This window comes from candidate division KSB1 bacterium, from assembly GCA_034506395.1.
Lineage (GTDB): Bacteria > Zhuqueibacterota > Zhuqueibacteria > Thermofontimicrobiales > Thermofontimicrobiaceae > Thermofontimicrobium.
Genome location: JAPDPQ010000017.1, coordinates 17,244 through 40,240, shown reverse-complemented (window position 1 = coordinate 40,240; position 22,997 = coordinate 17,244). Strand labels below are relative to the sequence as shown.

The window sequence follows — 22,997 nt, the reverse complement described above, 5'->3', positions numbered from 1 at the left end:
ATGGATGGACCCAGAGCTGAGGGTAAAAGAAACTTTCAGAGTTCAGGGATAGTTGGGCTTGATCTTCCATTCCCGTGACCATTCCGCGATTTCAAATTGCTCTGTGACGGGAAAATATGGCGGCCGCTGGCTTTCAAAACGTCTGTCAAAGCACACATGGGTGGCATAGCGTGGCTCGGTGGCTGACACACACCCGGCAGCCAGGCTTCCGTAAATGTAAAGCTTAGCATTAGCAGAGCCAGATAAATTCGGAATGCGAAACCATCTTTTGGCATAGATCGCCGCATAAATGATGAGATCCCCTGGTCCAGTAATGGCAGGAGGAGCGATTTCAACATTTCTATCACTGACCAATCCCAATAAATCCTCGGAATCAGCGAAACGCTCGGGAGGACGAGCATAAAGCAGATTTCCATCAATAATGATGTTTCCCTTTGAATAGACCAATATTTTCCCCTTCACGGTTCCTTTCACATGGATTTTTGCTCCATTTTCTCCAATGATTAAAAATATTTGCGAAAGATGATTGATCCGACATGAGCCCTCCCGTTTAGATTTGGTCGCATATTGAATAGAGCCATTCTCCTGAAAATTGATCCAGCTCTCTTCTGAAAGCCGCAATAAAGCATGAGGATCCGCCTGTGGCAGCGATGGTATTGAGTTAGCAGGAAATTGAATCGGCTTGACGCCCGTCTCAATTCCAGCTTGGAAAATCGCTCCGGGTTCAACCCAATGAAAATTGTCGTTAGCTTTAAAATCATGGGCGGCGGTCGTCACTTTGCCATAAAATCGTGGAGTTATTCCAGCGCTGCGACTAACGATGAACGGATAATTGCTGTGGAACCTGCCTTCGACCACATCGTTATGGATGGCCACTTGAGGGTCCCAGTGATCAACCATTTGAGCAAAGTGTGAAAAAGCAAGTCGCTGCAAGCGGATTTGAGTGGCCAACTGGAGATCATTTTGAGCGGTCTGGATATCCACAATTGCTTCTTCAAGATTTGTAGGATCAGCAGGGACGGATCGATGAACTTTGATGGCAAAAACCTGAGAAGCTATGGTCAAATAGAACGTGGTATCAGTGTGCCCCATTTCTGCCATTTGCTCTATCAAATTGTCGATCGCCTTCTTCAACTTTTGTTGCTGCTGGTCAGAAATAAGTACTTTTGGCCACGCTAAATTGGGCGTTGCTGGATCATACCGAGGCAGTCTAATGGTCCCTTCAGAGAACGTTTGTGCAGCGAAAGCGCTGAGCTTAAAAAGAGCTAATTGTTTTTCAATAGCATCCAATGATGAGGGTTGCAATGAATGAAAGGCCTCACGATCACTGTCAATCTGGTCATCCTTTAACAATTTATCTTTCAGATCAAGAAGGGAATGTTTGGTGGATTGAGGGGATTCAATGGTTTTATGTTTCTCAATCGCCTCTTTTGCGATCAATTCCGTTGTTGGATCATCAATAAAATTGCGTTGATCGACGGTTGTTGCGATCAATTGGAACACCGCAGCCGTTGCGTGAGTCTCCGAATGATCGCTCGGATGAAAGAGAAATCCAATAAGCATCAGCGCCAACCCATGGAGCGCGAGTGAAATGGCGAATGCGAACATATACGAAGCTGACTTGAAGCTTCGATCGAACACGTTCGCTACATTCTTGAATTGAGACCTCATCATTTTTGTGGCTATGAACGATATTTAAGGGGCCCCATGATTTCAAGAGGCTTGCTGATTTAAAGTTCATGGCGCCATTAGCAAGATTCGCGATCAGAGATGTTTAAAGCAATTCCCCTGGATGAAATTAGTAACTATCCCGGCCATTCGGCTGATTCCAAAGGCTGGCGGATCAAATCGCCCGAAATCCTTCAGAAAGCGCTTGCGATCGCCCTTACATTGCTTTCGGTTTCAATTTCTGTCCCCTCACTTTTGGAATGCCATGGGGCAGCGGTTCTCCAAGCTGGCCAATTTTTCTTAGATCCTCGACCACATCATCCAAGCCTAGGTCTCGCAGCACGGCTTCGGTGGGATTCCCATTTTTATCCCAGCCACGAGCATCATAATATTCGTCCAGCATGGCATTAATTTGTTCCAACGTGAGCTTTTTGCCCTTGGCTGGGCCATCAGGGATCGGTTCTTCGTAATAGCGAGCTGGAGGCATATCGTGAATTCTACCAGGGCCGCCATTTCGCTGCAAGAAGTGCGCTCGGGTCAAATTCCAGATTTTTTCCGAAGTTTTCAAGAGATCGGCTTCGGTCGCATCCCAGCCAGTGACATAATGCAAAGATTCAGCATATTCATTGAGCAATACATCCAGCTCGCCCCAGAACAGCCGACAGATGCTCAGCGTGTCGTAAAGCGGCCGAACGTGTTGGAGATAAACCACTACCGGCGCCTTGCCTTTGATCGCATCTCGACCTAATTCAAGATCAACAGTAATGGACCAACTGCGGTTATGGTGAGCGCCAATATCAGCCGTCATGAATGATAGTAGCATGGACGGCGCCCAGCGGGACTCGTAGCCGCTGCTCTCCAATCCTTTCTGCTGCATGGCAAATTTAATGGAATCTTTACCGAGAATCTCTGCTGCACCTTTGGTTCCCTTGGCGAAAACCTTGCCGATTCCCTCTTGATAAGCTATCTTTCTCAATAGGAATTCGAAATCATCGATGTTGCCCCAGCGCAGTTCGTGCCCATCCAGATCGGCTTTGGTGATAATGCCCTTTTCATAACATTCCATCGCAAATGCGACGACACTGCCGCCGCTCTCCGTATCCATTCCCAGGTTATCGCATAAATAATTGGCGTAAGTCACATCATGAATGCTGGTCATGGCGCAACTGCCACCGATCAAAGCAATGGTTTCATATTCTGGGCCTTCGATGTAGACATCGCCATGTTTCGTTTTGGCGCGGGAGTACTTGCCGCAGTTCATCCAGCAGCCGAAACATGCCTTATCGGTCACCTTGCATTCCTCCACCAATCGCTCCCCATCGATGCTCGGCCAGTTCTCATAATAAGAGGATTGAAAATTTCGTGCTGGAAACGCTGCTTGTTCGTTGGACCAGCCGACGAATAAGGCTGTGCCATATTTCTGCCACGGTGCCATATTTGGATGGGACTTGGTGCGCTGGATAATAGCCTCAGTTTGTCGCGTGAGCGATTTCAAATCATAAATAGGGATCGATTTGGTCCCCTTTACTGCGATCGCTTTGAGTTTCTTGGCCCCCATCACAGCGCCAACCCCGCAGCGACCGGCATTGCGACCAAAATCATGCGTGATGCAAGCGAACACAACGCCATTTTCCCCAGCAGGACCGATGGTGGCGATTTCGAAATCCTCACCCAGTTCCTCCTTTAACTGCTTCTCGGTATCGATCGAGCCTTTGCCCCACAGATGTTGGGCAGAACGAAGCTCCACCGTATCATCTTCGATAAAAAGGTACACGGGTTCAGGCGATATATCATCGAAAATGATCAAATCATATCCTGCGAATTTCAGTTCTGGCCCAATATGGCCGCCGACACTGGAATCGGCATGCCCATTTGTAGCCGGCGATATTGCCCCAAAACCGCATTTCGATCCAGCACCTACAAAAGCACCAGTAAGCACGCCAGGCGCAACAATCAGCTTATTCTTCGGTCCCAAAGGATCGGCATCCCTGGGCACCTCATCATACAATATTTTCGCCACCATTCCCCTTGCACCAAGCCATTCCTTGGCCAACTTCTCGGGCAACGGTTGTTTCGTTATCTCACGGGTCCTAAGATTGATTCGCATCATTTTCCCAGCAAAGCCATACATAGCTCATTCTCCTCAATTTTTAACGGCACCAAAACGAAACTCCAATGGAAATAAAGCGGATCGCATTTTAGCTTCAAATTCTATTTTCCGGGGTTAGGTATCTTTTAAGCTGTTATTCGACACTCGGTAGCACTAAATGAATTTTAGAATTTTCGCAGCTCGCTTTCGGGATGGAAAACCGATTCAATCCACTCGAACAAGAGCGCCGGTGTTGCAGACCTCCACGCACTTGAAACAAAAATCACATTTGATGGGGATATTCACTTCATCATGCACAAACATCACGTCAAGGGGACAAGCCTCGACACAGAGGAGGCAGCGCGTGCATTTTTCTTCATCGATGAAATAGACACCATCTTTCTCATAAATGGCATCTTCTGGACAAGCCTCGGCACATTTGCCGCATTGAGTGCATACCCAGGGACGAAAAGTGCCAGGAACGGGAAATTTTGCTTCGATCCGCAGCGCGGCTTTCCGAGGGTTGATCTCATTAAAATGATAAATCGTACAGATCTGACGACATAACCGACAACCAGTACAGGCAGCTTTGTTCACTTTGATATACATTCATCGCCCTCCACTACAGAAATTATTATCCAAGTCGCTGATAACAGGACCTTCGTCGAACAATCGTCACCATCTATCCTGATAAGGCATTTGCCAGTTCTGGGGAGGAATATATCAAAACGTCTACTAAAATGCAAGTGGAAATTCTTTTCAAAATGAACAATTGCCGCTCAATAAATCTGCTTGCTTTTCTGCTTCTTTTTAGCTATTTTAGCTTTGCAAAAATTGACTTGAACATCGAATTTTTATAATCGCGTTTCATTAACTTGTATGAAAGCTATCAACTTTATCATCTTTTTCAGCATCGTCCTTGCTATCTACGGTGCGGCGAATTATTACATTTTCATTCGTGGCTGGCAAGCGCTGCCATTGGGTTCGCGACTTAGAATTCCATATCTTGTGCTTTTTATCTTTTTGGCAGTTTCTTATGTCATCGGACGATTTCTTGAAAAAATCTATTTGTCATTGCTCAGCGATATCCTTGTCTGGATCGGCTCTTTCTGGATCGCGATGTTCTTCTACTTTTTCTTGATCGTCGTGCTGATAGATTTAGCCCGGCTGATCAATCATTGGCTACCGTTTTTCCATTTAATCACAGATAATTCCGTTAAACTGAAACAGACAGCACTAATAATATCGACCGCTATTGTTGTGCTAATAGTTCTGGCTGGCTTTATCAATGCCTGTGCTTTTCGAGTCAAAGAATTGGCGCTTACGATCCCAAAGCGGACCAACATGACCAGCCTTCACATCGTGGCGGTTTCGGACATTCATTTGGGAACGATTGTGGGCCGAAAGCGCTTCTGTAAAATCGTCAACAAGATAAACTCTTTGAACCCTGATCTGATCTTATTGGTCGGGGATGTCGTAGATGAAGATCTGGCACCAGTGATCCGTGAAAATCTCGGCGAAGCTTTGCTGCATCTCCGATCCAAACTTGGCGTCTATGCCATTACAGGGAACCATGAATATTTCGGTGGTGTGGAGGCCGCTGTTCAATATCTCAAGGCACATGGTGTGACCGTTTTGCGAGACAGTGTGGTTAACGTTAATAGCAGCCTCTACCTGGTTGGACGAGAAGATCGAAGTAGTAACCGCATCATTGGTCGACAGCGAAAAGAATTGGCGGAGCTGATAGCTCAAACCAATAAACAATTGCCAGTGATTTTATTAGATCATCAGCCGTTTAAACTGAATGAAGCTGCCGAAAATGGTTTTGACCTGCAATTATCAGGGCACACCCATCATGGTCAACTCTGGCCACTCAACTATATCACGAAAAAGGTTTATGAGAAAAGTTGGGGCTATTTGAAAAAAGGAAACACCCACATCTACGTTTCTTGTGGCGTGGGCACCTGGGGACCGCCAGCACGACTTGGCAATCGACCCGAAATTCTGGATATCAAATTGGAGTTTGCATCCAGTTCAAAAAATCAATGAGAGCCATCTGACTTGTGCCCGATGTGTCTCCTAATCAAATACTTCGAAATGGGAAAAATGTTATTTGCTCTCCTGCGTGAGCTGGATTTCAGGCCTGTTCAAAGCAACACAAAAACTTTGGTTGTGCAGAAATCAAATGCCAAAAATTGAAAGGAGCGCTATGAACCGACGACAGTTTATTGAGACTAGCCTTTTAGGGGGAGCGGGATTTACACTGTTCTCATTGATGAATTGTAGTTCGAAGCAAAAGCAGGCAGCCGTCGCATTACCTAGAAGAAAATTAGGACGCACTGAAGAAATGCTTTCGATCATCGGATTTGGTGGCATTCTGGTGCGAAATATGGAACAGACCGTAGCGAACGACCTCGTTGCTCGCGCCTTTGACCATGGGGTCAATTATTTCGATATTGCGCCGACTTACGGCAATGCCCAATATCAATTGGGACCTGCATTGAAACCGTATCGGAACAGATGCTTTTTGGCGTGTAAAACCTTGGACCGCTCGAAACAAGGGGCAGAACGAGAGCTGAACGAATCGTTAAAATTGTTAGAAACCGACCACTTTGATCTCTACCAGCTCCATGCATTGACTACGGAAGATGATGTTGAGCGAGCGTTTGGACCAGATGGTGCTATGGAGCTGCTCATCAAGGCGAGGCAGGAGGGCAAAACACGCTATTTAGGGTTTTCAGCCCATTCCGAGACAGCAGCGCTCTTAGCCATGCAGAAATTCGATTTCGATACCATCCTGTTCCCCATAAATTTCGTGTGCTGGTTCAAAGGAAATTTCGGTGCACGAGTCGTTGCAGCCGCACATGAAAAAGGGATGGGGATCCTGGCGCTCAAAGCATTGGCATTTGGGGCGGTGCCTCCGGGAACCCAAAAGCCATATCAAAAGCTTTGGTATCTTCCAGTGGAGGATGATACGCTCGCTGCATTGGCTTTGCGATTTACTTTATCCCAAGGCGCCACTGCGGCAATTCCACCTGGCGAAGATGTCTTTTTCTGGAAAGCGGTAACCATTGCACAGAAGTTCGAGCCGATCACAGAGTCAGAATTGGATACCTTGAAGAGCAAAATGCAAAGTGCGATTCCGTTGTTCAATGCTTAAGCTTCCAAATTTCCTTTTGACGCCAACAGCTTTTCTTGATCGCTTAATTTTAGCTGAACATCTTTTCCATTGATGCAGCAAGCTGGGGCGATCGCTGAATAGAAATCAGTGAGATTATGAATTTCTGTTGCCCAAAATTCAAAGCAATGATTAAAATTTCTGATCTGTTGCGGAACGAAAAATGGATTCTTGTTGCTTGGAATGTCATTATCCTCGCTGAATATGTCAAAGCCAAAATAGCAACAAGATCGAAATTTGTGATACCAAGCTTATGATTGAGTCAAATAGATAAACAATCTTTGAAGAAGCAAAATATTTGGTCTAATACTTCAAGGGAAGCATCAAGACATACCTGTGCAGTCTAACTTGGGATTAGTTAATTTTTGTCATTTTTTCTCTTGTGACAGTAAATTGTTATTGTGTATCGTTGTCATAGGAGCATTTAGAAACTCATTTTCAAGGAAATAACTTGCTCACACTATCGTGGGAGGATTTATTCTATGTCGAAGGGGGCTGTATTAATGCTGGTATGTTTAATATTGGCCTATTGCCAATCTAATCAGCAGCCGCGCCAAGCGCCGGAACAAGGGCTGCAAAAAGTCTATTACAAGAATCCAGAAGAAATTCAGCGGTTGCGCAGCGCTGGAGCCGAGATCATTGTTCAGGAACCAAACTATGTCGTGATTCGGACCGATAAAAGAGTGCAGAACTTTGGCTTCAAACCACAACCCATCCAAGAAACCGATCTGGTACAGCGACTGGTCGAGATTTTATTGAAAGATTCCAGTGATCTTCAAACGGTCGTTAATTCTGGAATTGATCTTTGGCAAGTCGCTGGAGATACGGTTATTGCTCGGGCCTACGATATTTACATTGAGCGACTTCGAGAGGCTGGATTTGTGGTTCACATCATTGCCCAAAAAGCCAGTAGCATGGAGGGGAACTTTCGATGAAACGCCGACTTAATTTGGTGAAATTGTCCCTAATTCTGATGCTGGCATTTCTGCTGAGCAATAGCTTATGCCAGAATGGCAACCCTGGAGACCCGAATGCCGGGCTATATCACACTTATTCCGAACTGGAGGCTGAACTTCAGGATCTGGCAAAAAATCACCCGGCTATCGCTCAGCTCAGTTCCCTGGGTCGCTCCCACGAAGGCCGGGAGCTTTGGGCACTGAACATCAGCGATCAGGTCGATAACGATGAATCCGAACCAGCCATAATCTTGTTAGGTGCCCACCATGCACGAGAATGGATCTCTGTGGAGGTCCCGTTACTGATCGCAAGGTTTCTCATCGAACAATATGGTGTTGATACGACTGTGACTCGCTTGGTGGATCAAGTCGAAATTTGGGTGGTCCCAATGGTGAACCCAGATGGGCATCAACACTCAGTGACGACGGATCGGCTGTGGCGTAAGAACCGCCGAAATAATGGCGATGGGAGTTTCGGTGTGGATTTGAACCGCAATTATGGGTATCAATGGGGTGGGCCTGGATCATCTGGCGACACTTTTTCGGAAGTTTATCGCGGTCCGGCTCCTTTTTCTGAGCCAGAAACCCAGGCCATTCGGACGTTTTTGGAGCATCAATCTCCTCGGGCCCTGATCAGTTACCATAGCTACAGCCAATTGGTGCTCTACCCGTGGGGCTTTACCAATCAACCAGCGCCAGATAAGGCTTTGCTCGATAGCCTTGCTGTCGCATTGGCCCATCAGATCCGTGCTGTCCATGGCAAAAATTATGTGCCGGGACAGTCTTCGACCCTGTACCTGGCCAGCGGCGATACGACCGATTGGCTCTATGGATTATTTGGCGTCCCAGCATTCACGATTGAATTACGTCCTGATAGCTATAATCCGGGCTTTGAACTGCCTGAGTCTGAGATCCGGCCAACATTTGAGGAGAATCTTCCTGCAGCGCTTTCGTTGATCAATTGGGCCATCCAACATCAGACGACAATGGCAGATTGAAAATAAATTCAGTCATTCACTCGAAAATCGCCATGATAACCATTACTATTATCAATGCTCGAGAAATTGCAGAACGAGAGCGCCCTCGCTGGCTCGTTAAATTGGCCTCCCGTTTCATGAATATTCAATCCCGGGTTGAGCGGGAAATCGCCAAAGAGATTCAAAAATCTCTGGCTCAAAAAAATATTCAGGCGATCGTCTCAGTGATCACGGACGAAAAAGATCGATCTGATTAATTTCAACGCATCGCTTGGCGCCCTTCTGGGTTGCATACTAATTTCCCATCATCCAAAAGGAAGCCAAAATAAAAAACCGAGAAATTGCTGATCTTTTGGTTGAATTCAATTTGATATTTGGATAGATCAATTGGTACCAAGTGAATAAAGGGCCAAGTGATCAATGCAACGAACAATCGCCCGCCAGTAACGAGTCGGCTCAGAAACTATCTGGTTGTTTTCAAAAAGTCCAATTGAACATTGAAGTTCATTTCTTTTATCAAAGTAAGTCAGGAAAGTACCCATGGTGATTTATCTGAAATCTGGTGGAAAACTGAGAGAGAAGCTAAAACCCGATGTCGATCAATATACTCGACGCATTGAGGTTGAAGAAGGGTTATCGCTGAAACAAATCCTTGAGCGATTCGATATCCCTCACGATCAGGTCGCCTTTGCTTATGTGGATGGAAGTTTCAAGCGATTGGATTACCAACCGCAGGATGGTCAGGTGATCACCTTGCAGCCACCTGTTTCAGGAGGCTGATCGACAAAATTGAACGGATGGAGTAATGGGATTTTTCTCGGCTAAAATGCACCCGATGATAAATTCCATTACTCCAATTCGCTCAAACCAAGCAGTTTCATTTGATGGAATAGATCATTTTGATCTCGATCAAAATTCAATCTCCTTGTAGCCCTGCTCTTCCTTTATCTTTTTCATATATTCTTGAAACAATTGGGGCTTCTTTTTGGCTTTGAGCTGGTCCTCCAAATCGGGATTGGGGGGATTGAGCTCTTTGATCTTCTTGCGATCGACGACCTTTAGGATGTGATACCCATAATTGGTCTCGATGATATCGCTGAGCTCACCCACTGGGACTGAAAAGGCAGCATCTTCAAACGGTTTCACCATAGTCCCTCGGGGAAAGTTCTCATATAAGCCACCATTGTTCTTCGAGCCGGGGTCTTCGCTGTATTCTTTGACCAGTTCAGCAAAATCTTCACCCGCGCGGGCGCGGATCAGCACCACCATCATTTTTTGGTGAATGACCTTCTTCTCCGCCTCGCTTTTGCCTTGAGTACTTAATAGAATGTGCCTCACCGAGGCAACCTCTTCCTCTGAAACATCGAGCTTGTCACCAAGGATCGATTCCAGGTACTGGTCGATCAGGAATACATTGCGCATATCGCGATTAACGCTTTCGTAGTTCGCCCCACTTTGTGTAACCAATTGCTTGAACTGGGCCTCGCCGCCGTAACGTTGATATTGCATGTTCATGAGGCTATCGATCTCTGGCTCGGAGGCGACGAACTGTGAACGCTTTATCTCATTTAGCACCAGTTTCTGCTCAGCAATCCCCCTTGCGCTTTGAAGGATGATTTCTTTGACCCGATTCACATCGATGTTTTTAAGCTGTTCAGCGCGACTTCCAGAATTATCATAAATCGCGCGCATCACCTCCCCGGTCGTTATTGTGAACGCTTTGCAGATAATTAGCTTATTGTTTTTATCTGGATCGAGGAATGGCAGCTTCTCTGACAACGCCTTGGCCAAGGCGTATGCCGGCGTGTCCTTCTGCAACTTAATCACATCACCCTTTTTGCCACAAGCCAAAATGCAAACACCAAGCAGCAACAATAACACAACGAGTCTTTTCATAGACATCTCCTGAGTTCTATCAAAATCCAGTGAATTATGTGCCGAATATAAGTAAAAAAAGCCTGATTTCCTAAAAAAATCTTATAAATTTTTATGCCAATGCCTTTTTTAAAATTCAACGAACCCAAAAATTTTCCATCAGCGTGATGATCATAATCAAACGCTGACGTGTCAGGTTGGCTATTTGATGGATGCTAATAAAATATTAAGGCTGCTGATTTATTTTGGCGACTGATGAGCGCGATCCAATGAACGTCTGTCGTGTAGATTCGCAGCAATTAGCTTGAGAAGCTCCATTCATCTTTGCTCGTCATTAAGACGGCATTGATCCCTCTGCCGAACCAGCTATAGAGCTCAAGCTGTGCATTTGATGAATTTGGTCTTTTTGTCAGGGGTTCAAAGGAAAAACTTTTTTTACTTCACTAAGAATGAAATCATGAATCATGCCATTTGAGGCGACCACATCGCCCACCCAGATATGGTTGTCCTCGCCTTCGAAATCGCTGATTTTTCCCCCGGCCTCTTCGATGAGCAGCGAGCCCGCGGCAATATCCCAGGGACTGAGCCGTAGTTCCCAGAACCCATCGAATCTGCCACAAGCCACGTAAGCGAGGTCCAGAGCGGCGGAACCAGTGCGTCGAATACCACTAACCGCCATAAATATCGCCGAGAGCACCTTCCAATACTCGTCCAATAGCTCTTTGCAGCGAAACGGAAAACCAGTAGCAATCAAACAACGATTGATCTGATTTAAATGGGAGACATGAATCGGTTTGTTGTTACAATAGGCGCCTTTCCCACGTTCGGCGGAATACATTTCATCGCGAAATGGATCGTAAACAACGCCCAAAATGATCTTGCCCGCATGTTGCAACGCGATGGAAACCGCAATGTGGGGATTGCCGTGAATGAAATTGGTTGTACCATCCAAGGGGTCAACAATCCAGCAGAACTCATTATCATTCTTGTTACGCCCCGATTCCTCGGAAAGGATTTCGTGATCTGGGAAATGCTCTGTGATGGAATTGATAATGAATTGCTCGCAGGTGCGGTCGACTTCAGTGACATAATCGAACGGGCTTTTATTTTCTGCGTGATATGTGCCATATTGGCCGAGGTTGTCCCGAAGAATTGCCCCAGCCTGTCTGGCTGTTGCTATTGCCAATTGTTTGAATGTCATTGTATTATCTGTCTAATGAAATGAGTTTTTTCCCTCTTCGTCTTCGATCATAACCCAATTCTCTTAAAAACCGGCGCTGGATCATTTCTTTTAATCGCCAGAATGCTCTGGGATCATCTTCACAAGGGATCCTGCCGCCGGCAAATGTTTCATGGCCTCCAGCAGAGCCCATTTTCCCCACCACTTTTTTAATTAGTTCACCGGCATCTCGATTTGGATCATTGGATCGTACAGAGATAAACATGTTCCCCCGATAACACCCCATGACAATTGCCCAACGAATGTCTTTTAAACGCAAGAGTGTATCGGCAAGTTCAGCGACCATATCAGGATTATTGACTTTTCCTGGCGCGGAAATGGCCACATCATCAAAAATTCTGGTGCGACGGATGGCGCGTCCCATATCTTGAAAATAAAGCGGCGAGAGTTCCGCCCGTTGAATCTTGGCGAGCGCCCGGAAATCAATGATCTGATAAAGCGTCAAATACACGCGGCGATCGGTAGATTTGGCCTCGCGTCCCAAATCTTGCGTCTCTGCTTTGATCGCGTAAAATAGCGCCGTGGCTAATTTGGTCCCAATTTTTAGCCCAGCAGAAAGCAAATAATCTGCAATTATCGTGGCTGTCGCCCCAAAATTCTCCCGGATATCGCTGAACAACACCTTCTGATGTTCCCCAGTTTTCGGGTGATGATCGATTTCTATCGTGATAGGGACGTGAGCCGGCAAAGGGTTATTGCCCATGCCCGTATGGGTATCGATCAAGGCCACGATCTCCCAATTCTCAGGCTGAATGTTCTCTAAAAATTGGTATTCCAGTTCGAGATATTCGATCAATGCCCGATTCTCGGCTCTTCCAATTATTCCGTCAAAAGCGATTGTCGATTTGATCTTGCCAAGCTCTTGCAACAGATATTGCAATCCCAGAGCGCTGGCGATGGAATCTGGATCTGGATTGGTATGGCCGACAATCAATGCGCTTTTTTTCCCTTGAACAACTGAAAGCAACCGAGTGAGTCGGGCAAGTGAATTTTTCTTTTTCGAGACTATCGCACTCATTCGTATTTGTCAATCGCCAATACAACCCACACAATTGTTGTGGGTTGAATATCGAGTTGTTGTATCTAATTTCCGCGCAAATGACAAGCAGCCCAATGCTGAGGTGCTATCATTTTAAATTCTGGTTCGATCCGCTCGCAGATCGGCATTCTATACCGGCAACGGGTATGAAATCGGCAGCCTGCTGGCGGATCAATAGGAGATGGAAGATCTCCTGGCAACAGGATCCGCTGCTTTTTCGCCCGTGGATCTGGAATTGGGATGGCGGAGAGCAGCGCCTCAGTATAAGGATGTTGGGGATTCCGATATAGATCGGCTGAACTCGCCAGCTCGACAATTTTACCGAGATACATCACTGCCACGCGATCGGAAATATGCTCAACCACCCGAAGATCATGGGCAATGATCAGATAGGATAGCTCAAATTCCTCCTGCAGTTCCAATAGGAGATTTAACACCTGAGCCTGAATGGAGACATCCAAGGCAGAAACCGGTTCATCGCCGATGATCAGCCGCGGATTGAGCGCGAGGGCTCTGGCAATGCCAATCCGTTGTCGTTGGCCACCGCTAAACTCATGAGGATAACGACGCAGATGCTCGGGCCTGAGGCCCACCCGCTCTAAGAGATAAACGACCCGATCCCGGCGCGCCGTTCCACGGGCGATCTTATGATACGAGAGCGCTTCGCCAATGATGCCCTCCACCGTCATTCTCGGATTCAATGACGAATAAGGGTCTTGAAACACAATCTGCATCTCGCGGCGCAGCCGCTGCAACTGTTTGTGATCCATTTCCCGAATATTTCGGCCATCGAACACGATCTCTCCAGAAGTCGCCTCAATTAGCCGCAAAATTAATCGCGCTGCCGTGGATTTGCCGCAACCAGATTCACCCACTAACCCCAACGTTTCGCCGCGTTTCAAATCGAAACTAATCCCATCCACCGCATGGACATACCCTTTCACCGACCCGAAAATTCCCCCTTTGATGGGAAAATATTTTTTCAAATCTCGAACTTGAAGCAGGATCGATTGTTTTGTTGGCATACCGGCTCCAGAAAAATGAATGAGCTTATAATATAACATTTTTTTTAAGAAATGCAAGCGATAGTTCGATGGGTCTGGAGAATTCTGTGCTCGCTCAATAAAAAATCGGCCTTGGAGTGGGCTGGAATCAAGTTGGTGAAGTAAAATTCGAGGAGAGTTCCGAATGGCATTCGTCAATAGGATATGGATAACATCAATTGATCGGGTTGCCCTGCAAAAGCGATTGAGAAATTAAGCAGTCACTTGTTCAATTCTTTGCCATAGCTGACCAATCATATTTTTGCGCGTGATTCCATGGTCCACCGATCTTTGTTCAATCAGAGGACCATGGGATTTCGCTTGGTTCAAATAAGGCTAAATGACTTTGCGATTCTAAATGGTTCATCTTCCAAATACAATTTCCACAGCCTGGTCGATGTTATCGATCAAATGAATTGTGAGGTCATTTTTGATCTCAGCAGGGAGCTCAATGAGATCATTCTCGTTTCTCCGAGGCAAAATGACCTGTTTGATCCCAGCGCGTCGCGCCGCTAACAGTTTTTCTTTGACGCCACCGATCGGCAATAATTTGCCGCGCAATGTGATCTCGCCGCTCATGGCAAGATTGTTTTTGACCTTGACGTTCTTTAGTAATGAGATCAATGCAATGACCATGGTAATCCCGGCCGACGGCCCATCCTTGGGGATAGCGCCAGCAGGAACGTGAATATGCACCTCGCAATTATCGCACTGATCCTTTTTAATGCCCAATTGTTTAGCGTGGGAGCGGACGTAGGTCATTGCCGCTTGAGCCGATTCTTTCATGACATCCCCTAATTGGCCTGTCAACAGCAGCCCTTTCTGACCTTTGATGAGACTGCATTCCACAAATAAAATATCCCCGCCATAGGGCGTCCACGCCAACCCAGTGGCAATTCCAGGTTCGGTAATGCGCTCAGCCACCTCCGCAAAGAACTTTTCTGGTCCAAGAAATTGGGCGATAGTGGCTTTCGAAACCACCACCCGATCCGTGTTGCCAGCAGCGAACTGTCGGGCAATTTTACGACAGATTTTGGCGATCTGTCGCTCGAGGTCTCTCAGACCGGCTTCACGGGTGTAATTTGAAATGACATGTTTGATCGCCTGCTTTTGGAATGCAACGCTTTTGCGCGGGAGGCCGTGCTCATCCAATTGCTTGGGGATGAGATATTGAAAGGCGATTTGGAGTTTTTCCTCCAGGGTGTATCCCGGCAGCTCGATCACCTCCATCCGATCGCGCAGCGCTGGAGGGATGGGATCGAGATAATTGGCAGTAGTAATGAACAACACCTTCGATAGATCGAACGCTACATCCAGATAATGGTCGGAGAAAGAATGGTTTTGTTCCGGGTCGAGCACTTCCAGCAACGCCGACGAAGGATCGCCACGAAAATCAGTTCCGAGCTTATCGATTTCGTCCAGCATGAACACTGGGTTATTAGAACCCGCATTTTTAATCCCCTGGATGATCCGACCGGGCAGCGCCCCGATGTAGGTGCGTCGGTGCCCTCGGATCTCAGCTTCATCGCGGACGCCACCCAGGGAAATTCGGATGAACTTGCGGTTCAGTGCTCGCGCAATGGAGCGGCCCAACGAGGTTTTGCCCACACCCGGCGGGCCTACGAAGCAGAGAATCGGCCCTTTCATATCCTGCTTCAGCTTTCTCACCGCAAGATATTCAAGAATTCGTTCTTTCACTTTTTCCAAATCATAATGATCCTGATTCAAAATTCGCTCAGCTTCATTGATATCCAAATTGTCCTCGGTGGTTTTAGCCCAAGGCAAGCTGACCAACCAATCAATATAAGTGCGCGACACCGTATATTCAGCGGCGCCAGGGGGCATTTTGGACAGGCGGTCCAGCTCTCGCAGCGCCTCTTTCTCTGCTTGCTCTGACATTTGGGCCTCAGCGATCCGCTGCTTTAACTCGTTGATCTCAGCGGTTCGTTCATCGCTCTCACCGAGCTCCCGTTGGATCGCCTTCAATTGCTCGCGCAGATAAAACTCCCGCTGATTTTTACCCATTTCCGATTGAACCTGGCTCTGGATTTTCGACCCCATCTCCAGAACCTCCAGCTCACGATTCAAGAAAATGGTCAATTTCTCCATACGATCGCGGACATCAACCGTCTCTAAAATATCTTCTTTCTCGAAAAGTGAAAGATTCAAGTTCGATGCCAACAGATCAGTGAGCCGACTGGGATCATCCATGTTCATTACTGCAATCTGAAGTTCATCTGGCAGATTGGGGACTAACATGGCGATCCGTTGAAATTGATGAGAGATATTCCGAAGCAGCGCCTGCGCTTCGAGGTTGAACTCAAAACGGTCCTCAAGTTTTTTCACACGACCGACAAAAAAGGGGTTCTCCTGCACATATTTTAAAATCTTGATCCGTGATAACCCCTGCACCAATACGCGCAAACTGCCATCGGGAAAACGCAGTACTTTCAACACATAGGCAGCAGTCCCAAAATGAAAAAGACTATCAGCATCAGGGTCCTCAATTTCAGGACGCTTCTGCGCAACTAATCCCACCAATTTATCCCCATCCATCACTTGATCGATCAATCGCATTGATTTCGCACGAGCGATGATCAGCGGGGTGACCATATATGGAAAAACAATAAAATCACGAAGCGGTATGATTGGCAGCCGTTCCGGAATGACGATATTTTCAACTTCATCCCGATCCTTAAGCCGCGCAAAATTGCCATCTAACATATTCTACTCCAACGGATTTTTTCAGGCTTTGGCAGAATAACATAAATCGAATCATTGCAAAAATCCGTTCGCCAACTATTTGTTCACAATGACTCGATTCTCTATATAACAAAAGCCCAAAAGATTTTAAATTAAATTTCAAATTTGTCCCAATTAGAATTATATCGATCTCCAAAAAAAAACTTGTTAAACCGAGGATCAGACAGCTAACATTCCCATGCGGCTATTTTATGGAGTTCTGCCAAATGAACGAATTTTGAAAATTGGCGGGCCCCTTTGCACTTAGATTGGAGGTACGGTCACGCTTTCATGACTTATGGCTGAAGCAAAACGCAACGATACCAGCCACAAGAACGATATCAGTCATCTTTAATCCGATCTCGGTTTAGAGATTAAATAATGCACGCTTGCCCGCACGTGCTGGTCTCAAAAAAACTGCTATTTCATCAAAAGGATTCGAATGTCCATCACATTGGTATTTGTTGGCCCGGTCTTAATCAGATCGCCCAACGGTTCAAAAAAGTGATAGGAGTCGTTATTCTGGAGAAATTGCAATGCTTTGAGCTGCAATTGATTGGCCCGGGCGATGGTTTGACCATCGGCAATGGCACCGGCGGCATCGGTTGGGCCGTCACTGCCATCAGTACCAGCGCTGAGTACCACTGTGTTCTCCATACCTGCCAGGTCCATTGCAGCCGCAAGCACGAATTCCTGATTTCGGCCTCCCAAGCCGTTGCCATGGATCGTGACCGTGGTCTCGCCCCCAGAGATGATACAACATGGTTTTTTAATCGGATTACCAGTTTTGTGCACCTCTTTGGCGATGGCGGCATGAACCCGAGCCACATCTTTGGTTTCACCCTCTACAAAAGTTGACAAAATCAGGGTATGATACCCCAATTGCTGCGCTCGAGCCCGCGCAGCCGCGACGGCCTCCCAGTTGCTCGCTACGATAACATTCTGCGTTCGCGAAAAAATAGGATCGCCGCTCTTTGGAGTATCGGGAAGCAAGCCTTCTAATCCATTCTGAATGTGGCGCTCGACGGCTGCTGGAACCTTTCCATGCAAGTTATATTTCTGAAGGATCGCCCAACAATCTGAAAACGTGGATTGATCTGGGGCAGTTGGTCCCGAGGCGATGCTATCGAGCGGATCTCCAATCACATCGGAGAGGATCAGCGTCACCAATGTTGCAGGTTGGGCCAACCTGGCCAACTGTCCCCCCTTCACTTGGGATATATGCTTGCGAATGGCATTGATCTCCTTGATATCTGCTCCGCAGGCCAATAACAATCGCGTCATCTCCTGTTTTTCGGATAAGCTGATCCCTTCAGCCGGCAAGGGCAACAGCGCCGACCCACCACCAGAAATCACAGCGATGACCAAATCTTTGGCGCTTCGCTGACTCAAAAAATCGACCATCTCTTTGGCGGCATCCAGACCCGCCTTATCTGGCACTGGGTGCCCTGCCTCATAAATTTTGATCTTAGGCGATACGCGATCCAAATGACCATATTTGACGGTTACAATTCCCTGCTTAAGTGTATCACCCAAAACTTCCTCAACCGCCCGGCCCATGGAAGCACCCGCCTTGCCGAATCCGATCAAATATACCCCTTCATAGTCCCTTAAATCATATTCGACATCCTTTACAAAGATCCGATGATCTTGTTTCTTCAAGAACCGCTTCACCGCATTGACAGGGTCCACCGCTCGCAATCCTGTCTGAAAAATTTCCAGGGCATCGCTTCGCATTGCACGCAAATCCGCATCCATTGCCATGATCGACCTCGCCTCTTTTTAATTCTTCTCCAATTTCGTTTGACGGCTAATTTAAGCATTTAATTGGTAAAAATAAAGATTTTTTTTATTGGATTGATAAAAGGTTAACTTCCTCAAGTGCATTGATCGATCAGCGTTAAGGATCGCAGCTTCTTTTTTCCATTTTTGAACCCGTAGCTCTCTAGATAACAAAGTCCGTGATCGAAGATAGTTCATTCGAGACACATTTCGAATTGGAATATCGAGCAAGAATCAGGACGAGGTTAGGAATTTGGAGAAAAAACAATCGCCCACTGAAGCGGCATCCCCGTTTCAAAGGGCGATTTCAATTGGAGGAGTTTATCAGAAGAGCAATGGTACTGTTCTAAAATTTAAACATCGGTTCTAAATGGCGAACTCGGCATGGCATGCCACCGCTCTGATATTCACAATCATCCCAATAAAAGCATTTATGTGAACAAATAATATCGCTTTCTTTGAGATCCGTGATAGGATAGTTTTCCGATTGCGCACGGGCGGTGCGCCGCATCTGCCAGTTCTTCAATAAAGCCGCAACCCGATTTTTGTTCAGCAGCTTGATGGTAATGATCCGCGCCAAGCTTCTTGAGGCCGGGGAACGGGGGTTGCTCAAAATAAATGGTCGCATCTCTTTAACGGTCTGGCGCATCGTTTCATCATACTCAATGTATCCGATATAATCCACATGAATCGACAGTAACTCTGCTGCTGCGGTCTTGATCGCCATCCCCTCCCTCACCTCATCAGGTTCCATCACCATATTCATTATCAGCTTCGGCTGGAAACTTTCCAATTCTGCATTCACCCGATCTGCGATCTCCGGACTGACCTGACGCGCTTTATCGAGTAATTCAAACATCGGGGCGTTCAGTTGGGTCAATTGATTAAATCCACCGATGTCCAAGAGGCTGAGCACGTCTGGCTCATTTCGAAATGTCTGTTGCAACTTTCGCAACACGCAGAGTTTGAGAAAATCAAAAGCCTCTTGAATTGCCATCGGCTCTGGAGTGGTCAACAAGATCCCCATGTCTACTGCGAGAAAATAGTCGATCACCGTCAAAGATGTTCCTGCGCCTAAATCCAGGATGACGTAATCCGCTTTTAAATTTCTCAGATCGCGGATGAGTTTCTGCTTCTGACTGTATTTGGGGTTCGCGATTCCCAGCGTGCCGCACGCGCCGCTGATCAATTTCAAATTGTTGATCGGTGAATCTAGTACAATATCTTCGAGGCTCTCCCGCTCCATAGTGTAGTAATCAAAAAATGTATATTTGGGTTCTAAAAAGCCCATACACGTGTGCAGATTCGCCCCGCCAAAATCGGCATCAACGAGAATCACTTCCTTGCCGAGGGCAGCCAAACCAACCCCCAGGGACGCAGTTACAATTGTCTTCCCCACTCCACCTTTGCCGCTGGCAATCGCCATCACTTTACGTTCACTATCAGCCAGTGTTTCCTGATGAAAAAGTTTTCTTACTTCATCCAACTGCTCGGCTTTTATCCAATCATCGTCATCTTCTGACCATACGTAATCATTCAAACTAAATTTCCCTTTTCGTACTAAAGCGCGTAATTCAGATGTCGTGAATGGTCCGAAATGTTCTCCATTGACACGCACCAGCAAATTATTCTGCATATGTATAACCTCTCTGTTAGTGATTTTCCTTACTTTTCATTGGTTCAATTCAATGCTCTAACAAAAGAAGGTCTGTTACATTGCAACATTTGTTCCCTGACATTGAAATTCGGACAATGTGTCGAAAATTTAAATATGGGAAAAACGGGGCTACTGCCTGTCATTATTTTTAATGAACTACAATCTGGATTGCGGAGAGCAAACAACTGATTGGAGGATCAAACCCTTAAACGGCTATTAGGTCGAAGACAGATAGGTTACTTTCCGCTGAACACCATTTGTCATAACAAAAATGCCCGCGAATTGCGCAGATCTACACCGATAAAATTTTATTAATGTTTTCATGGGGTCTGCCAGTTCGCGGGCCAATTTGGAGGTTGAAGCTATTCGGTCGACTTGATTGGCGCAATGTTTCATGCGCCATTCAGCGCATTCACTTACGCAGAATTTGAATCGCTGGGCAGGCTGTGTGGTCTTCTCAAAACCTTATTGGCCAAAGCACCAGTTAGCATTTTGGGTCGCTTTTATTCATTGCGATTAACATAAACGCTGTCGACCACGGTCTTTTCAAGATAGATCAGTTTCATGACTGGGATTTGCTCTGGCACTTTATTGACGGGTGGGGGCGTATAGCGCATGAGATTGGGATCGTAACCCCACATTTCGACCGCGGTCACTTTATCATCCTGTTCCAGGTGCAGCTTGAACGGAACACCCTTGTAATTTCGCCTAAGCCCGCGCAGCAATTCAGCAAAAATCGCTCCTTGGGCCCGTACACTATCTGGGGCATGCTCGAACAGTTCGGGGGAATCATTCGAATTGGCAGTAAATTTGATGTTCCCACCAAAGCTCCAGAGATTCATGATCTTCTGCGCTTTGCTGCTGGGTGAAAGCACGTAAAATCTTCCCCCAGGGTAAGTCCGCGCAATATCTTTATCTCCAAAACCATCCCCGTTCAAGTCATAAATCACCATCTTTTTTACTTCCTTTTCAGGGATCATAAATTCTTCAACAAAGAAATTAATTAGCTTCGGATTCAAAACCGTTGTCGTTTGAACCATTGTTTGGTCTACCAGCACGCTTTTGGTTTGCGCTTTGATCTCTTTGGTGAGAATCAGAGCCACTACTATTGCCAGGATTGTGCCAGCGATTTGCATCATTTTCGACGTGTTATTCATGATCTGCTCCGCTTGTTGCTGTTTTCTTCGATTCCATTTGTTTCCACTTTTTGTAATATTCTCGTGCTTCATCGTACAAACCAGCGCTCTTATGTGCTCGCACCATTAGCGATAATAGCTCGGTCGATTCTTCATTGGAAAGGCCATTTGGTTTCGCTAAGGCGCGCTTGCCATAATAGATCGCCTTTTCTGGATCGTTCCACAATAACGTTACCAATTCAATGTATGCCTTTGCCACCTGATCCCAATCGAATGAAGCCGCTTTCGTGAAGTATGCCAACGCTAATTTCTTCTCCTGTTTTTGCAGTGCCTCAACGCCAAGACGATAAAGCATGGCGCCATAGCTATTAAGGAATGGCTGAAATTCATCTGGCTTTGCAGCGATTTCGCCCTGCGTAAACGCATCATAAATTTGACGCATTTTCTCAACTGCTGAGGCTTTACGTCCCAAAATCTCAAATTCCACCACAGCCTGCTTGTGAGTGACGGCCAATTTCGCTTTTTTAGTCTTGAGCATGGGCAGCAACTGGTCGCAGGCCTTGGCCATTGTCTCAAAGTCCTTTTTGCTCTCGAGGATCAAAATTTTGTCCCATAGCTCAGAGGCTCGGATATTGCCTCCATCCCAATTAAGCCACTTAATATAATTTTCAACATCGGCTTTTTCTTGTGGTGTCCGGGCAAACTTCTCAGCCACCTGAAACGACTTGAACGATTTGACCGCATCATACATCCGAGCGTAAATATCTCCTTGGGTGTACATGTAATAAAACAGTCGAGATGTATCCGGTGCGCCCTCAAAGTTCGTTTTCAACATCACCATCTGGGCCTTCTGGATGTTCTGCAATGCTTTTTCATAATCCTTCACTGCCAGATAATTTTCTGCCAACAATCGAAACAGCTCGTGCTCCCCTTTTTCAATCCGCGTGAGCCGCTCTAAAATTTCAATGGCCTTTTCATAATGCTTCTCTAGCCCAAACATGTGTTGTAAATTATAATAAGCCACGGCCAAAAGCGCCCGCGCATTCTTGTCAAACGGATTGATCGTGACTGCTTTTTCCAAATGCTCTTTGGCTTGAATGCAATAGCTTTGCACCTCCAAAGCCTTCTTGTCATTGGTTCCGTTCTCGGAGAGCTTTTTGAAACGATCTAAATACTGGGCCCCTAGATCGTATTCGCGATCGAACACTTGTTTCTCCGTGTCCGATAAGTTGCTACCTTTTTTGACGCTTTGTTCCAGATAAGCCCAGAACTCGTCTACTTTATCTAATTCCTTTTTGCCAGCAGTGGTTAATTGAGCAGCCTGCTTCTCTTGGTCCGCTGATACAAAACTACTTTTGGCCAATTCAATCGATTTCACCACTGTCGTGCTATCCAGACCGGGCGGCACTTTCAGCCGTTGTGCGGATTTGTGGCTGGTCGTCGCACAACCAACCAACAGCAGCCCTGTGACCCCCATGGCAAAAATCGCCATTCGAAACTTCATGGTCGAACCCATATCGCTACACATCCTCGTTTTTAACTTTAATACTCTGCAATTGAAGCGATCCTTGAACAATTTCCATTGAAACCACGGTTACGCCAAATCAAATTTGAT

General features: G+C 46.4%; 18 protein-coding genes. 6 read left to right on the top strand and 12 right to left on the bottom strand.

Going from position 1 to position 22,997, the window contains the following annotated elements:
* Window positions 1-42 precede the first annotated feature (42 nt).
* The 3 genes from ONB37_11990 to ONB37_11980 all read right to left on the bottom strand — a co-directional run bounded on the left by ONB37_11990 (window position 43) and on the right by ONB37_11980 (window position 4,366).
* Window positions 43-1,608, bottom strand: coding sequence for a hypothetical protein (locus ONB37_11990; GenBank protein ID MDZ7400879.1), 1,566 nt, complete (start codon window positions 1,606-1,608; stop codon window positions 43-45).
* A gap of 277 nt (window positions 1,609-1,885) precedes the next feature.
* A complete protein-coding gene (locus ONB37_11985) occupies window positions 1,886-3,799 on the bottom strand; it encodes an aldehyde ferredoxin oxidoreductase family protein (protein ID MDZ7400878.1) in 1,914 nt (637 codons plus the stop codon).
* 183 nt (window positions 3,800-3,982) lie between these two features.
* On the bottom strand, window positions 3,983-4,366 hold the full coding sequence (locus tag ONB37_11980) for a 4Fe-4S dicluster domain-containing protein (GenBank protein ID MDZ7400877.1): 384 nt from the start codon (window positions 4,364-4,366) through the stop codon (window positions 3,983-3,985).
* Between the two features lie 270 nt (window positions 4,367-4,636).
* Here ONB37_11980 and ONB37_11975 point away from each other — a divergent pair, with 270 nt between their 5' ends.
* From ONB37_11975 to ONB37_11950, 6 genes are all read left to right on the top strand, one after another.
* Window positions 4,637-5,806 carry a metallophosphoesterase gene (locus ONB37_11975; GenBank protein MDZ7400876.1) on the top strand — a complete coding sequence of 390 codons (1,170 nt, stop codon included), beginning with the start codon at window positions 4,637-4,639 and terminating at the stop codon, window positions 5,804-5,806.
* 226 nt (window positions 5,807-6,032) lie between these two features.
* Window positions 6,033-6,917, top strand: coding sequence for an aldo/keto reductase (locus tag ONB37_11970; GenBank protein ID MDZ7400875.1), 885 nt, complete (start codon window positions 6,033-6,035; stop codon window positions 6,915-6,917).
* A 500-nt stretch (window positions 6,918-7,417) separates the two neighbouring features.
* Window positions 7,418-7,870, top strand: a complete 453-nt coding sequence (locus tag ONB37_11965; GenBank protein MDZ7400874.1) for a hypothetical protein — start codon at window positions 7,418-7,420, stop codon at window positions 7,868-7,870.
* Entirely contained in the window at window positions 7,867-8,889 is a 1,023-nt protein-coding gene (locus ONB37_11960; protein ID MDZ7400873.1) for a M14 family metallopeptidase, read from the top strand. The genes ONB37_11965 and ONB37_11960 overlap by 4 nt, the downstream gene beginning before the upstream one ends.
* 32 nt (window positions 8,890-8,921) lie before the next feature.
* The gene (locus ONB37_11955; GenBank protein MDZ7400872.1) at window positions 8,922-9,125 is read left to right on the top strand and encodes a hypothetical protein; all 204 of its coding nucleotides are present in this window, start codon (window positions 8,922-8,924) and stop codon (window positions 9,123-9,125) included.
* 283 nt (window positions 9,126-9,408) lie between these two features.
* Window positions 9,409-9,648, top strand: coding sequence for a MoaD/ThiS family protein (locus tag ONB37_11950; GenBank protein MDZ7400871.1), 240 nt, complete (start codon window positions 9,409-9,411; stop codon window positions 9,646-9,648).
* Window positions 9,649-9,777: 129 nt separating this feature from the next.
* Here ONB37_11950 and ONB37_11945 read toward each other — a convergent pair whose 3' ends face one another.
* The 9 genes from ONB37_11945 to ONB37_11905 all read right to left on the bottom strand — a co-directional run bounded on the left by ONB37_11945 (window position 9,778) and on the right by ONB37_11905 (window position 22,898).
* The gene (locus tag ONB37_11945) at window positions 9,778-10,764 is read right to left on the bottom strand and encodes a peptidylprolyl isomerase (protein ID MDZ7400870.1); all 987 of its coding nucleotides are present in this window, start codon (window positions 10,762-10,764) and stop codon (window positions 9,778-9,780) included.
* Between the two features lie 388 nt (window positions 10,765-11,152).
* Entirely contained in the window at window positions 11,153-11,944 is a 792-nt protein-coding gene (locus ONB37_11940; protein ID MDZ7400869.1) for an inositol monophosphatase, read from the bottom strand.
* Window positions 11,945-11,948: 4 nt separating this feature from the next.
* Complete coding sequence (locus ONB37_11935) at window positions 11,949-13,001, bottom strand: DHH family phosphoesterase (protein ID MDZ7400868.1); 1,053 nt, start codon at window positions 12,999-13,001, stop codon at window positions 11,949-11,951.
* A 65-nt stretch (window positions 13,002-13,066) separates the two neighbouring features.
* Complete coding sequence (locus ONB37_11930) at window positions 13,067-14,047, bottom strand: dipeptide ABC transporter ATP-binding protein (protein ID MDZ7400867.1); 981 nt, start codon at window positions 14,045-14,047, stop codon at window positions 13,067-13,069.
* 381 nt (window positions 14,048-14,428) lie between these two features.
* Complete coding sequence (gene lon, locus ONB37_11925) at window positions 14,429-16,789, bottom strand: endopeptidase La (GenBank protein ID MDZ7400866.1); 2,361 nt, start codon at window positions 16,787-16,789, stop codon at window positions 14,429-14,431.
* Window positions 16,790-17,227: 438 nt separating this feature from the next.
* Window positions 17,228-18,571 carry a glycerate kinase gene (locus tag ONB37_11920; GenBank protein ID MDZ7400865.1) on the bottom strand — a complete coding sequence of 448 codons (1,344 nt, stop codon included), beginning with the start codon at window positions 18,569-18,571 and terminating at the stop codon, window positions 17,228-17,230.
* A gap of 364 nt (window positions 18,572-18,935) precedes the next feature.
* On the bottom strand, window positions 18,936-20,225 hold the full coding sequence (locus tag ONB37_11915) for a P-loop NTPase (protein MDZ7400864.1): 1,290 nt from the start codon (window positions 20,223-20,225) through the stop codon (window positions 18,936-18,938).
* A gap of 524 nt (window positions 20,226-20,749) precedes the next feature.
* Entirely contained in the window at window positions 20,750-21,403 is a 654-nt protein-coding gene (locus ONB37_11910) for a hypothetical protein (GenBank protein MDZ7400863.1), read from the bottom strand.
* Window positions 21,396-22,898, bottom strand: a complete 1,503-nt coding sequence (locus ONB37_11905; protein MDZ7400862.1) for a hypothetical protein — start codon at window positions 22,896-22,898, stop codon at window positions 21,396-21,398. Before ONB37_11905 ends, ONB37_11910 begins: the two co-directional genes overlap by 8 nt.
* Window positions 22,899-22,997 lie beyond the last annotated feature (99 nt).

Excerpts from the sequence above, each read along its gene's own strand:
- ONB37_11920 (MDZ7400865.1), bottom strand. The coding sequence starts at position 18,571 with ATGGCAATGGATGCGGATTTGCGTGCAATGCGAAGCGATGCCCTGGAA.
- ONB37_11940 (MDZ7400869.1), bottom strand. The coding sequence starts at position 11,944 with ATGACATTCAAACAATTGGCAATAGCAACAGCCAGACAGGCTGGGGCA.
- ONB37_11975 (MDZ7400876.1), top strand. The coding sequence starts at position 4,637 with ATGAAAGCTATCAACTTTATCATCTTTTTCAGCATCGTCCTTGCTATC.
- ONB37_11960 (MDZ7400873.1), top strand. The coding sequence starts at position 7,867 with ATGAAACGCCGACTTAATTTGGTGAAATTGTCCCTAATTCTGATGCTG.
- ONB37_11955 (MDZ7400872.1), top strand. The coding sequence starts at position 8,922 with ATGATAACCATTACTATTATCAATGCTCGAGAAATTGCAGAACGAGAG.
- ONB37_11935 (MDZ7400868.1), bottom strand. The coding sequence starts at position 13,001 with ATGAGTGCGATAGTCTCGAAAAAGAAAAATTCACTTGCCCGACTCACT.
- ONB37_11910 (MDZ7400863.1), bottom strand. The coding sequence starts at position 21,403 with ATGAATAACACGTCGAAAATGATGCAAATCGCTGGCACAATCCTGGCA.
- ONB37_11980 (MDZ7400877.1), bottom strand. The coding sequence starts at position 4,366 with ATGTATATCAAAGTGAACAAAGCTGCCTGTACTGGTTGTCGGTTATGT.
- ONB37_11970 (MDZ7400875.1), top strand. The coding sequence starts at position 6,033 with ATGAATTGTAGTTCGAAGCAAAAGCAGGCAGCCGTCGCATTACCTAGA.
- ONB37_11985 (MDZ7400878.1), bottom strand. The coding sequence starts at position 3,799 with ATGTATGGCTTTGCTGGGAAAATGATGCGAATCAATCTTAGGACCCGT.
- ONB37_11965 (MDZ7400874.1), top strand. The coding sequence starts at position 7,418 with ATGTCGAAGGGGGCTGTATTAATGCTGGTATGTTTAATATTGGCCTAT.
- ONB37_11945 (MDZ7400870.1), bottom strand. The coding sequence starts at position 10,764 with ATGAAAAGACTCGTTGTGTTATTGTTGCTGCTTGGTGTTTGCATTTTG.
- ONB37_11950 (MDZ7400871.1), top strand. The coding sequence starts at position 9,409 with ATGGTGATTTATCTGAAATCTGGTGGAAAACTGAGAGAGAAGCTAAAA.
- ONB37_11915 (MDZ7400864.1), bottom strand. The coding sequence starts at position 20,225 with ATGCAGAATAATTTGCTGGTGCGTGTCAATGGAGAACATTTCGGACCA.
- ONB37_11990 (MDZ7400879.1), bottom strand. The coding sequence starts at position 1,608 with ATGTTCGCATTCGCCATTTCACTCGCGCTCCATGGGTTGGCGCTGATG.
- ONB37_11930 (MDZ7400867.1), bottom strand. The coding sequence starts at position 14,047 with ATGCCAACAAAACAATCGATCCTGCTTCAAGTTCGAGATTTGAAAAAA.
- lon (MDZ7400866.1), bottom strand. The coding sequence starts at position 16,789 with ATGTTAGATGGCAATTTTGCGCGGCTTAAGGATCGGGATGAAGTTGAA.
- ONB37_11905 (MDZ7400862.1), bottom strand. The coding sequence starts at position 22,898 with ATGGGTTCGACCATGAAGTTTCGAATGGCGATTTTTGCCATGGGGGTC.